Raw genomic sequence first — 12,242 nt, 5'->3', positions numbered from 1 at the left:
ATGATCCATGTTGCACGCTGAGCGCCGCGCCGCTATAGCCCGCACTGGTTTTCCCGAGGCGAAAAGAACATGTCCGTTGATCTTCAGACCGTGAAGCGCGTCGCGCGCCTTGCCCGTATCGCGGTGAGCGAGGAGGACGCCGAGCGCATGACAGGCGAATTGAACGCCATCCTCGGCTTCGTCGAACAATTGAACGAGGTCGATGTTTCGGGCGTCGAGCCGATGACCTCCGTCACGCCGATGGAGATGAAGAAGCGCCAGGATGTCGTCACCGACGGCAACAAGCCCGCCGACATCGTCGCCAACGCACCGGCGACGGAAGAGAACTTCTTCCTCGTTCCGAAGGTGGTGGAGTAGGCCCGTGGCTGTCGAGATCGCCGTCGAGACGCCTTTGCAGGACGACATGCGCGCGCTGGTCGCCGAGCTCAATGCCGCGCTGCTCGAACTGACCCCGCCCGAGCATTGCTATCATCTCACCGTTGAGCAGATGGCAGGCCCGGACACGACGGTGTTCATCGCGCGTGACAACGGCCTTGCCGTCGGCTGCGGCGCGCTCAAGCGCCATGACAATGCCACCGGCGAGGTCAAGCGCATGTACACCCGGCCTTCGCATCGCGGCCGCAAGATCGGCGCCGCGATCGTCGGACGGGTCGAGGCGCTTGCCCGGCAGGAAGGGCTGACGCGCCTGGTGCTTGAAACCGGCGATCGCCACCCCGCCGCCTGGACCGTTTATGAGCGCGCCGGATTCACGCGTTGCGGACCGGTGCTGGATTATCCCGACTCCGAGTGGTCGGTGTTTTACGAAAAGAGCCTTGCCTGATGAGCGATCTCACACATCTCACCATTTCCGAGGCTCGCGCCAAGCTGCGCGGCAAGGAGATCTCCGCGACGGAAATCACCGAGGCCTATCTCGCGGCCATCGATCGCGCGAATCCGGTGCTCAACGCCTATGTGGCTGTCACCGCCGACAAGGCGCGCGACATGGCAAAGACCTCCGATGCCAAGCTCGCCAAGGGCGAGGGCGGCGCGCTAGAAGGCATTCCGCTCGGCATCAAGGACCTATTCGCCACCGAAGGCATCCATACCCAGGCCTGCAGCCACGTGCTGGACGGCTTCAAGCCGCGTTACGAATCCACCGTCACCAGCAATCTTTGGGCCGACGGCGCGGTGATGCTCGGCAAGCTCAACATGGACGAGTTCGCCATGGGCTCGTCGAACGAGACCTCTTATTACGGCCCGGTGATCAATCCATGGCGCCGCTCGCGTGTCGATACGGTTGTCATGCCGACGACGCATCAGGGCGATGGCGGCTTTGTTTCAGCCGGCGGCACCAAGACGGCGCGGACCCTGGACAACGCCCAGCTAGTGCCGGGCGGCTCGTCGGGCGGCTCGGCATCGTCGGTGGCCGCATTCCTGTGCGCCGGCGCGACCGCGACCGACACCGGCGGCTCGATCCGCCAGCCCGCCGCCCTGACCGGCACGGTCGGCATCAAGCCGACTTACGGTCGCTGCTCGCGCTGGGGCATCGTCGCCTTCGCCTCCTCGCTCGACCAGGCCGGACCGATCGCGCGCGACGTGCGCGACGCCGCGATCCTGCTGAAGTCGATGGCCTCCGTCGATCCGAAGGACACGACCTCGGTCGACCGCCCGGTGCCGGACTATGAAGCGGCGATCGGCAAGCCGATCAAGGGCATGAAGGTCGGCATTCCGAAGGAGTATCGCGTCGAGGGTATGCCCGAAGACATCGAGGCGCTCTGGCAGCAGGGCATCGCCTGGCTGAAGGATGCCGGCGCCGAGATCGTCGACATCTCGCTGCCGCATACCAAATATGCCTTGCCGGCCTATTATATCGTGGCCCCTGCCGAGGCCTCGTCGAACCTCGCCCGCTATGACGGCGTGCGCTACGGCCTGCGCGTGCCCGGCAAGGACATCGTCGACATGTACGAGAAGACCCGCGCCGCCGGTTTCGGCCGCGAGGTCAAGCGGCGCATCATGATCGGCACCTATGTGCTGTCGGCGGGCTACTACGACGCCTACTACCTGCAGGCGCAGAAGGTGCGCACGCTGATCAAGCGCGACTTCGAGAATGTCTTCGCCGCCGGCGTCGACGTCATCCTGACGCCGGCGACCCCGTCGGCGGCCTTCGGCATCGCCGACGAGGACATGGCCTCCGATCCGGTCAAGATGTATCTCAACGACATCTTCACCGTGACGGTGAACATGGCAGGCCTTCCCGGCATTTCCGTCCCGGCCGGCCTTGACGGCAAGGGCCTGCCGCTCGGCCTGCAGCTGATCGGCCGCCCGTTCGACGAGGAGACGCTGTTCCAGACGGCCAACGTCATCGAGCAGGCGGCGGGCAAATTTCAGCCGGAAAAGTGGTGGTAGCGTCGTCCCCTCCGACGAGAGAGTGAGGGATGTTCTACTACCTGTCGAAAATCTTCTGGTTCTTCGGCCAACCGATCAACCTGGCGATCTTCCTGTTGCTCGCCGGCCTGCTGACAGCGCTGTTCCGGCGCCGCCGGCTGGCAGCGACGGGCAGCGTGCTCGGCATCGCCATCCTGGTTCTTTCGGCCTGGACGTCGGTCGGCGCGATGATGCTGACGCCGTTGGAAGAACGCTTTCCCAAGCCGCCATTGCCCGAGAAGGTCGACGGCATCGTCGTGCTTGGCGGCGGCTTCGAGGGCGCCATCAACCTTGCGCGCGGCGGTTATGAGCTGAACAGCAGCGGCGACCGCATGGTGGAGACGGCGATCCTGGCGAGACGCTTTCCCCAAGCGAAGATCGTCGTGTCCGGTGGCAACGGTTCGCTTTTCCTCGACGGCGAGGGCGATGCCGATACGGCGCCGCGCCTGCTTGGCGCGCTCGGCGTATCAGCCGATCGCCTGATCCTAGAGGACAAATCGCGCAACACTTACGAGAACGCGGTCTTCTCGCGAAAGCTTGTCGAGCCGAAACCGGGCGAGACCTGGCTTCTGGTAACCTCGGCTTTCCACATGCCGCGCGCCAAGGCGCTGTTCGACAAGGCGGGTTTTGCAACCATTCCGTGGCCGGTCGACTACCGCACATCGGGTAAGGAAGGCGTCGGCTTCTATCGCGACAATCCCGTCGACTCGGTGCAGGCGACCACCATCGCGGTGCGCGAGTGGATCGGGCTTTTCGCCTACCGGCTCTCGGGCAAGATCGATCAGTTCTTTCCCGGACCGGGCGGCTGACCGAGCACCGCCTGCCGCGCCGCCGAGAAGAATTGACGGCGCACCAGCACCCCCAGCAAGACCAGTGTCGACATGACGAAGACTACCGGGTCGACGAACCAACCGAGATAGCCGATCGAGAAGAAGACGGCGCGCAGGCCGGAGTTGAAGTGCTTGCCGGCAAGCACGTTCATGCGCGTTGCCCGCCACACCGCCGTTTCGCTGACCGGATTGCGCGAGGCCGGGCCATGCGGGGTCGGCACAGCGCCTATCAGGATCGAGCAATAGTTGAACAGGCGGTAGGCCCAGCCGAATTTGAAGAAGGCGAAGGCGAGAATCAGCACCAGGCCGAACACCTTGATCTGGAAGGCTTCGCGTGACGTGGCCGCGCCGAAGGGCAGGTCGGCCAGCACCTGGAGCACGCGGTCGGAGGCGCCGAGCAGGGCAAAGCAGCCGCCGAGCGCGATCAGCGAGCTCGAGGCAAAGAAGGCGGTGCCTTGCTGCAGGCCGCCCATGATCGCGGTGTCGACGATGCGGATCTCGCGCTCGGCCATATTGCGCATCCAGGCTTCGCGCTGCGCGTTCATGGCGGTCGTCAGCGAGACGCGGCTGATCAGCCTGCCGTCCGAGGCGAGCGTGTGCAGCACCCAGACCGCCAGGAAGAAGGTCAAAGCCGCCAGATCTGCCATTGAAAGGTGGAGTGAGTCGCCCATGACTTCTTGTAACACGGGCCGGGCCGGCGCTTCGACAGGTGCTCGATGCGCCGGCATTGCGATGTCGCTGGCGGAGCAAACAAGGTCGGCAGCCGCCGCGCCGCGATTTGCAAAACAGCGGAAACATCGCGGGAATTCCTATATGTAGTCTTGATCGGCCTCCAGGAGACAACGGCCCCGTGTTCCTTTCGGTTTTCGACCTGTTCAAGATCGGCATCGGCCCATCGAGCTCGCACACGATGGGGCCGATGACGGCGGCGCGCCGTTTCCTCGACGAGATACTGGCCGGGGACTGGCCGCGGCCGGCGGGTGTGAAAGTCGACCGCATCGGCGCCAGCCTGCATGGCTCGCTCGCCTATACCGGCATCGGCCACGGCTCAGATCGCGCCGTGATCCTCGGCCTGGCCGGCCAGACACCGCAGACGGTGGATCCTGACGAGGCCGACGGTATCGTCGCCCGCATCGGCACGGAGAAGCGGATTTCCCCGCCCGGGCATCCGGCATATCGCTTCGATCCCGCAAAGGACCTCGTGCTCGACCGCAAGACGCCGCTGACCGGCCACGCCAACGGCATGGCCTTCTATGCCTATGACGCATCCGACCGGCTGCTGCTCAAGCGCATCTATTATTCGATCGGCGGCGGCTTCGTCGTTTCCGAGGAAGAGCTGCAGCGCATGAAGGCTAAGGGCTCGGTGACGACCGAGGGCAAGAAGGTGCCGTATCCGTTCAAGAATGCCGTCGAGATGCTGGCGATGGCGGCAAAGAGCGGGCTCTCTATCGCAGAGATGAAGCGCGCCAACGAGGAAAAGCATATGTCGCGCGAGGAGCTCGATGCCGGCCTCGACGCGATCTGGGGTGCCATGAAAGGCTGCATCGACCGCGGCCTGTCGCAGGACGGCATCATGCCGGGCGGGCTGAAGGTGCGCCGCCGCGCGCGGCAACTGCACGACAAGCTGCAGGAACAGTGGCAGCAGAACCGGCCCAATCCCTTGCTCGCCAATGACTGGCTGTCGATCTACGCCATGGCGGTCAACGAGGAGAACGCCGCCGGCGGGCGCGTGGTGACGGCGCCGACCAACGGTGCTGCCGGCACGCTGCCGGCGGTGCTGCGCTATTGGCTGCATTTCCATCCCGAAGCCGATCAGCCGAGCATCCGCGACTTCCTGCTGACGGCCGCCGCTGTCGGCGGCATCATCAAATCGAACGCCTCGATTTCGGGCGCCGAGGTCGGTTGCCAGGGCGAGGTGGGTTCCGCTTCGGCGATGGCCGCCGCCGGCCTTTGCGCGGTGATGGGCGGCAGCCCCGAGCAAGTGGAGAACGCCGCCGAGATCGCGCTCGAGCATCATCTCGGCATGACCTGCGATCCCGTTGGCGGCCTTGTGCAGGTGCCCTGCATCGAGCGCAATGCGCTGGGCGCGGTCAAGGCCGTGACCGCCGCCTCCTTGGCCATCAAGGGCGACGGCACGCATTTCGTGCCGCTCGACGCCGCGATCGAGACCATGCGCCAGACCGGCCTCGACATGAACGAGAAGTACAAGGAAACCAGCCTGGGCGGGTTGGCGGTCAACGTGGTGGAGTGTTGAGGTCTTATCGAGACTCGCGCCCGGCCCTGTGGAGAAGTCCCTCAAGGCGTTGACGCGTCAACCCTTGCGGCTAAATCTTGGGGCATGTCACTCAATCTCATCAAACTCTGCGTCGGCTGCGACAGTGTCGAGGACCTCGAAGAGTGGATCGCCTTCCGCCTCGACGAGCGGCGCCGCGCCGGCGAGCCGGCCGAGCATTGGCACACCACCCGCATGGTGCCGACGCGCGGTAGCGAGATCACGGATGGCGGGTCGCTCTATTGGGTGATCAAGGGCAGCGTGCAGTGCCGGCAACTGATCACCGAGATCAGGCCCTTCACCGACGATGAAGGCATCGGCCGCTGTCATCTTGTGCTCGATCCCGAGGTCGTGCGCACCGAGTGGCAGCCGCGCCGCGCTTTCCAGGGCTGGCGTTACCTCAAGCCCGCCGATGCGCCGTCCGATATCGGCAAGGGCAGGGCGGCGCTCGCCGAGATGCCGCCGAAGCTCAGACTGGAACTTGCCGAACTCGGCCTACTCTAGGCTGCGTTGACATTCAGGTGATGACGGCCTGACCTGAATATCGACACACCCGGCGCGGCTTTGCGGATCCTCCTCTGCGCTGGCCCTTCGGCTCGCCTGACGTGGGACTTGCAAGCGCCAGACCTAGGTCCCATCCTATTTGCATGCTCGGTCATCTCTGTGGCGGTGCTAGTCGATGGGTGTGATCCTCGCTTTGGCAGCGGTGCTCGTGGTGCTTTTCGGCGCCGCGCTGCTCTTTGTGCGCGCAGACGCGGCAAGGATGGCCGACGGTCTTAGATCACTCGGGCCGGCCTTCCTTGGGCTGGTCGGCGCGCCCATGCTGATCTTCGGTCGCAGCCTTATCGGCGGACTGCTGCTGCTCGCGGCGCTGGCCTGGGTCGGCTGGATACGGACGAGGCGGCCGATGGCCAGGGCGGCGGCATCCAAGCACTCGACGGTGCGCACTGCAGCGCTGGAGATGGACCTCGACCATGACAGCGGCAGGCTCGAGGGGCTCGTTCTGGCCGGGCGCTATGAGGGCAAGATGCTTGGGGCCATGGGGCTCACCGACCTGCGCCGGCTCCATGGCGAACTCAGTCCCGACCTGGAGAGCCGCCAGCTTCTAGAGACGTATCTTGACGGCCGTTTTCCCATCTGGCGCAAGGACGCGCAGCCGCACGGTGGCGAAGGGCTGGGTGTTGCGCCAGGTGCGGGCGCCATGACTAAGGAGGAGGCCTACAAGATCCTTGGTCTTGAAGCGGGGGCTGCCGCGGCGGATATCCGCAAGGCGCACCGCCGCCTGATGCAGCGCCTGAACGCCGACGTCGGCGGCACGTCTGTCCTGGCGGCGAGAATCAATGAAGCCAAGGACGTCTTGCTCTCCAATCACGACTAGTCTCCTTCGACGCTGCACTTTCCGGGAGTTTCAGATGCCGCCTATTGTTCGACGGCGTAGCACGAGATTTTCTTGCGCTTCAGCGCATCGCAGGCCTTCCAGGCGGCATCCTTCGAGCCGAAGCCGCCGAAGCGGGCGCGATAGTAGGTGGTGCCCCCCTTGTCGAAGGCGACGGTGAAGCCGGAAGCGTCGGCCAGGATCTTCGGTGCCTGCTTGGCTGCTTGGTCGAGCAGGCTCTGGGCGCCCGACTTCGTGGGCGAAGAGGCAACCTGAACCACCCAGCCGGACGGCACCGACGACGTCTTGACCGGATCGATCGAGGGCGCGGCAGGCGCCGGCTCGGCATAGGCGGCGACGCTGGTGTCCTCGGCTTTGGGAGCCGGCGCCATGGCTGCTATCGCGACCGTCTTTACCTTGCGGGCCTTGAGCACCGGCTTGGTCTCTTCGGCGACCTGCTGGGTATCGTCCTTAACGTCGTCAGCCGCGGCAACGACGGTGTCGTCCGCTGCCGGCTTGGCGTCCGGCGTCGGCGCGTCCTGCTTGGGCAGGAAGACCTTGGCCAGCGTCTTGACCGGATTGTCGTTGGCCTTGGCGATGAGATCGCCGCTGCCGCGCGTCGAGGCGCGCGGCAGATAGGTGTTGATCAGCGCGGCCATCTGGTTGTCGCGGCTGCGGCCGGAAGCGCCGCCCATCACCACCGCGACGAGGCGGCGGTCGCCGTCGGCGACGGAGGAGACGAGATTGTAGCCCGAGGCGCGGGTATAACCGGTCTTGATGCCGTCGACGCCCTTGATGCGGCCGAGCAGGCGGTTGTGGCCGTTGATGCGCTGGCGGCCATACAGGAACGAGCGCTGCGAGAAATAGCCGTAATATTGCGGGAAATGCTCGCGCAGCGCGATGCCCAGCATCGCCATGTCGTGCGCCGTTGTGAACTGGCCCGGGTCGGGCAGGCCGTTGGCGTTGCGGAAGACGGTGCCGTTCATGCCGATCTGGCGCGCCTTGGCCGTCATCATGCGGGCAAAATTGTCCTCGCTGCCGCCGAGCAGTTCGCCGAGCGCAGTGGCCGAGTCGTTGGCCGATTTCGTCACCATCGACAGGATCGCCGTCTCGACCGAAACCGAGCCGCCGGCGCGCACGCCAAGCTTGGTCGGCGGCTGAGCCGCGGCATGCGCCGAATACGGCACCGGCGTGTTCTTGCTGATCCTGCCTTTCGCCAAAGCCTCGAAGGTGAGGTAGAGCGTCATCATCTTGGTGAGCGATGCCGGATAGCGCCGGCCGTTGGCGTCGGCGGAATAGAGCACCTTGCCGGTCTTGGCATCGACGACGATGGCCGCGGACTTCGCGGCAAGAGCCGACGCGACATCGGCGGCGACAATCGTCACCGCGAGCGCGGCAACCATGATCGCCTTGAAGGAGAAGGAAGATTTGGAGACGAAGCCCGACAACGCCTGACGCACCGTTTACTTACCCTGAATTTTCATTGCCCCGGAGGCGGCCAAGGGAGCGCCTGCCTCGCTTCCGGCCAAGCTATCGCGCGCAGCGTTACCAATCCGTTTATGGTAACCGCCGCGTTCACCATTTTTCGGCAAATCGAGTTTCTCTTTAATCGAATTTTACCTGCCGGCGCCGCAGGAGCCCTGTGCCACAAGGGATTCTTGACTTTTGTGCAGCGCACAATATATTGAGGTGCATTGCACAAGGGCGCCCGGGGCCAAAAGGGCGTTTCAACCAAAGGGAAGCATGAAATGACCCAGACCTATGAGGACTTCACGAAATACGGCAAGGAGTTTGCCGACACCGGGCTGAAGAGCTTTGCCTCGCTCACCAAGGGCGCGCAGGCGATCGCCACCGAGGCCGGCGAATACACCAAGAAGAGCTTCGAGGCCGGCAGCGCCGCCTTCGAGAAGCTGTTCTCGGCCAAGTCGATCGAGAAGGCCATCGAGATCCAGACCGATTACGCCAAGCAGAGCTATGAGAGCTTCGTGGCCGAGGCCAGCAAGATCGGCAATCTCTACGCCGAGCTCGCCAAGGAAGCCTACAAGCCCTTCGAATCGGTGGTCGCCAAGGCGAAGTAATTTCGTCCCATCACACCCGATACGGCCAGCCGGCCTGCGGAAAGGACCCGGTCGCGGTGACGCGGCCGGGTTTTTTCATGCGCGACCGCAACCCGATGCGCCTTGCTGCATTCACGATTGAGAAATTCGCTGAGGTTTGCCCACCTAGCCATATTGTCAGCTAAACAGAAGGGCTTAAAATCGTCCATCGAGAACCTACATGTTGAACTCGCATGAGGATTCGAAAAGGCTGGACTACGTGACGATCGGTTTGACTGCCACGGCGGACGTGGTGCGAATGCAAAGTGATGGAGACCGCAACGATCCCGGTCGCGGCACCGCCGTCATCACGCGCACCAAAACCAAGACCAAGAAGCCCAGCCTCTACCGGGTCCTCATTTTGAACGACGACTACACTCCGATGGAGTTCGTCGTTCACGTCCTGGAGCGGTTTTTCCAAAAGGACCGCGAAGCCGCCACACGCATCATGCTTCATGTTCACAATCATGGAGTGGGCGAGTGCGGCGTCTACACATTCGAGGTGGCCGAGACCAAAGTGTCTCAGGTCATGGATTTCGCCCGACAGAATCAGCATCCGCTGCAATGCGTGATGGAGAAGAAGTGAGGTAACATGCCGGCTTTCTCCCAAGGCCTGGAAAAGGCGCTACATCAGGCGCTGACATTCGCCAACGAGCGGCATCATGAGTATGCGACGCTCGAACATCTGCTGCTCGCCCTTATCGACGACACCGAGGCGGCCGCCGTCATGCGCGCCTGCAACGTCGATCTCGACGAGCTCAAGCATACCGTTCTCACCTATATCGACACCGAGCTCGACAACCTCGTCACCGGTTACGACGAGGATTCGAAGCCGACGGCAGGCTTCCAGCGCGTCATCCAGCGCGCCGTGATCCATGTGCAGTCGTCCGGCCGCGAGGAAGTGTCCGGCGCCAATGTGCTCGTCGCCATCTTTGCCGAGCGCGAGAGCCACGCCGCCTATTTCCTGCAGGAACAGCAGATGACCCGCTACGATGCGGTCAACTACATCTCGCATGGCATCGCCAAGCGCCCTGGCGCTTCGGAATCGCGCACGCCGCGCGGCGCCGAGGACGAGCAGGGCGGCCAGAACGGCGCCGAGCCGCAGGATGAGGGCGGCAAGAAGAAGCAGCAGGACGCGTTGACGGCCTACTGCATCAACCTCAACAACAAGGCGCGCGCCGGCAAGATCGACCCGCTGATCGGCCGCGACAGCGAGATCAACCGCACCATCCAGGTGTTGTGCCGCCGTTCCAAGAACAACCCGCTCTATGTCGGCGATCCCGGCGTCGGCAAGACGGCGATCGCCGAAGGCCTTGCCAAGCGCATCGTCGAGGGCGACGTGCCGGAAGTGCTGCAGGACGCCACCATCTTCGCGCTCGACATGGGCACGCTCTTGGCCGGCACCCGCTATCGCGGCGATTTCGAGGAGCGGCTGAAGCAGGTCGTGAAGGAGCTTGAGGACTATCCGGGCGCGGTGCTGTTCATCGACGAGATCCACACGGTGATCGGGGCCGGCGCCACTTCGGGCGGCGCCATGGATGCATCGAACCTTCTGAAGCCGGCGCTGTCGTCCGGCGCGATCCGCTGCATCGGCTCGACCACCTACAAGGAGTTCCGCCAGTTCTTCGAGAAGGACCGCGCGCTGGTGCGGCGCTTCCAGAAGATCGACGTCAACGAGCCGACCATCGAGGACGCCATCGAGATTATGAAGGGCCTGAAGCCCTATTTCGAGGAGTTCCACAAGGTCCGCTACACCAGCGAGGCGATCAAGGCCTCGGTCGAGCTGTCGGCCCGTTACATCAGCGACCGCAAGCTGCCGGACAAGGCGATCGATGTGATCGACGAGACCGGCGCCTCGCAGATGCTGGTGCCGGAGGCCAAGCGCAAGAAGACGATCGGCATCAAGGAGATCGAGGCGACGATCGCCACCATGGCGCGCATCCCGCCGAAGACGGTCTCGGCCGACGACGAGAAGGTGCTGCAGGGCCTGGATGTCGAGCTGAAGCGCGTCGTCTACGGCCAGGACACCGCGATCACCGCGCTGACCTCGGCGATCAAGCTGGCGCGCGCCGGTCTGCGCGAACCGGAGAAGCCGATCGGTTCCTACCTGTTCTCAGGGCCGACCGGCGTCGGCAAGACGGAAGTTGCCAAGCAGCTTGCCGCCTCGCTCGGCGTCGAACTGATCCGCTTCGACATGTCGGAATACATGGAGCGCCACACCGTCTCGCGGCTGATCGGCGCGCCTCCCGGCTATGTCGGCTTCGACCAGGGCGGCCTGCTCACCGACGGCGTCGACCAGCATCCGCATTGCGTGCTGCTGCTTGACGAAGTCGAGAAGGCGCATCCGGACCTGTTCAACATCCTGTTGCAGGTGATGGATCACGGCAAGCTGACCGACCACAACGGCAAGCAGATCGACTTCCGTAACGTGATCCTGATCATGACCACCAATGCGGGCGCCTCGGATGCGCAGCGCGCGGCGATCGGTTTCGGCTCGACCAAGCGCGAGGGCGACGATGTCGAGGCCATCAACCGGCTGTTCACGCCGGAGTTCCGCAACCGTCTGGACGCGATCATCCCGTTCGGCTCGCTGCCGGTGCCGGTGATCCATCAGGTGGTGCAGAAGTTCGTCATGCAGCTCGAGGCCCAGCTCTCCGAGCGTGGCGTCACCTTCGACCTGTCGCCGGACGCGATCGCCTGGCTGGCCGACAAGGGTTATGACGAGCGCATGGGGGCGCGTCCGCTTGGCCGCGTCATCCAGGAGCACATCAAGAAGCCGTTGGCCGACGAGGTGCTGTTCGGCAAGCTCAAGAAGGGCGGCACGGTGCGTGTCACCGTCGAGAAGAAGGAAACCGGCGAGTCCGGCCTGAAGCTCGAATCGCTCGCCGACGAGTCGCCCGTGCAACCGAAGAAGGAAGAGCCGGAAGACGCGCCGAAGCCGAAGAAGGCGGTGGCCAAGAAGCCTGCGCCCAAGAAGGCCGTGGCGCAGAAGCCTGAGCCGAAGGGCAAGGACGGCAACAAGCGCAGCCTTGTGCCGCAACTGCCGCGCAAGGGCTGATCGGCCTTCATGTGAAACGCAAAAGAGCCCCGGCAACGGGGCTTTTTTGTTGCAAGGAAAAACGTGGAAATGCCGCCCGTATCTTGCCGGCGTTTGCGGGCAGGGTTCGCGGCTGCCCGCGCGGCCGATGTCCTCCAACCGCCAACAGATTTTCCTGGATCAATGGAAAGACGATGCGCCGCTTTCGGAGCGGTCGCATCCTGTGGCC

12 protein-coding genes are annotated in these 12,242 nt (G+C 64.2%); 10 read left to right on the top strand and 2 right to left on the bottom strand.

The genetic code is table 11. The features are described from left to right. Positions 1–69: 69 nt before the first annotated feature. From gatC to MJ8_RS17540, 4 genes are read left to right on the top strand one after another with little or no spacing between them, the layout of a single operon-like run. Entirely contained in the window at positions 70–357 is a 288-nt protein-coding gene (gatC, locus tag MJ8_RS17555) for an Asp-tRNA(Asn)/Glu-tRNA(Gln) amidotransferase subunit GatC (RefSeq protein ID WP_040987223.1), read from the top strand. Positions 358–361: 4 nt separating this feature from the next. Continuing rightward, on the top strand, positions 362–820 hold the full coding sequence (locus MJ8_RS17550; protein WP_201410091.1) for a GNAT family N-acetyltransferase: 459 nt from the start codon (positions 362–364) through the stop codon (positions 818–820). Further along, positions 820–2,385 (top strand): amidase, encoded by a 1,566-nt coding sequence (locus tag MJ8_RS17545; protein WP_201410090.1) that lies wholly within the window; start codon positions 820–822, stop codon positions 2,383–2,385. The genes MJ8_RS17550 and MJ8_RS17545 overlap by 1 nt, the downstream gene beginning before the upstream one ends. Before the next feature lie 29 nt (positions 2,386–2,414). Beyond that, positions 2,415–3,212 carry a YdcF family protein gene (locus MJ8_RS17540; RefSeq protein ID WP_201410089.1) on the top strand — a complete coding sequence of 266 codons (798 nt, stop codon included), beginning with the start codon at positions 2,415–2,417 and terminating at the stop codon, positions 3,210–3,212. On the opposite strand, the gene MJ8_RS17535 is transcribed toward MJ8_RS17540, so the two are convergent. Next, a complete protein-coding gene (locus MJ8_RS17535) occupies positions 3,185–3,904 on the bottom strand; it encodes a DUF599 domain-containing protein (protein ID WP_201410088.1) in 720 nt (239 codons plus the stop codon). The genes MJ8_RS17540 and MJ8_RS17535 overlap by 28 nt on opposite strands. A 179-nt stretch (positions 3,905–4,083) precedes the next feature. Here MJ8_RS17535 and MJ8_RS17530 point away from each other — a divergent pair, with 179 nt between their 5' ends. The 3 genes from MJ8_RS17530 (at position 4,084) to MJ8_RS17520 (ending at position 6,883) form a co-directional block, all read left to right on the top strand. After that, the gene (locus MJ8_RS17530; protein WP_201410087.1) at positions 4,084–5,487 is read left to right on the top strand and encodes an L-serine ammonia-lyase; all 1,404 of its coding nucleotides are present in this window, start codon (positions 4,084–4,086) and stop codon (positions 5,485–5,487) included. An 84-nt stretch (positions 5,488–5,571) separates the two neighbouring features. After that, positions 5,572–6,009 carry a DUF1489 family protein gene (locus MJ8_RS17525; protein ID WP_201410086.1) on the top strand — a complete coding sequence of 146 codons (438 nt, stop codon included), beginning with the start codon at positions 5,572–5,574 and terminating at the stop codon, positions 6,007–6,009. Positions 6,010–6,184: 175 nt separating this feature from the next. Then, positions 6,185–6,883 carry a molecular chaperone DnaJ gene (locus MJ8_RS17520; RefSeq protein WP_201410085.1) on the top strand — a complete coding sequence of 233 codons (699 nt, stop codon included), beginning with the start codon at positions 6,185–6,187 and terminating at the stop codon, positions 6,881–6,883. 41 nt (positions 6,884–6,924) lie between these two features. On the opposite strand, the gene MJ8_RS17515 is transcribed toward MJ8_RS17520, so the two are convergent. After that, entirely contained in the window at positions 6,925–8,340 is a 1,416-nt protein-coding gene (locus tag MJ8_RS17515) for a D-alanyl-D-alanine carboxypeptidase (RefSeq protein ID WP_201410084.1), read from the bottom strand. Positions 8,341–8,628: 288 nt separating this feature from the next. Here MJ8_RS17515 and MJ8_RS17510 point away from each other — a divergent pair, with 288 nt between their 5' ends. From MJ8_RS17510 to clpA, 3 genes are all read left to right on the top strand, one after another. Next, positions 8,629–8,958, top strand: coding sequence for a phasin family protein (locus MJ8_RS17510; RefSeq protein ID WP_040972326.1), 330 nt, complete (start codon positions 8,629–8,631; stop codon positions 8,956–8,958). Between the two features lie 277 nt (positions 8,959–9,235). After that, positions 9,236–9,562 (top strand): ATP-dependent Clp protease adapter ClpS, encoded by a 327-nt coding sequence (gene clpS, locus MJ8_RS17505; RefSeq protein ID WP_040972327.1) that lies wholly within the window; start codon positions 9,236–9,238, stop codon positions 9,560–9,562. A 6-nt stretch (positions 9,563–9,568) separates the two neighbouring features. Continuing rightward, positions 9,569–12,034: an ATP-dependent Clp protease ATP-binding subunit ClpA gene (gene clpA, locus MJ8_RS17500; RefSeq protein WP_201410083.1), complete on the top strand. Its 2,466-nt coding sequence runs from the start codon at positions 9,569–9,571 to the stop codon at positions 12,032–12,034. Positions 12,035–12,242: the final 208 nt, after the last annotated feature.

The sequence above is a fragment of the Mesorhizobium sp. J8 genome (assembly GCF_016591715.1).
Lineage (GTDB): Bacteria > Pseudomonadota > Alphaproteobacteria > Rhizobiales > Rhizobiaceae > Mesorhizobium.
This window is presented reverse-complemented; position numbering and strand designations above follow the sequence as displayed.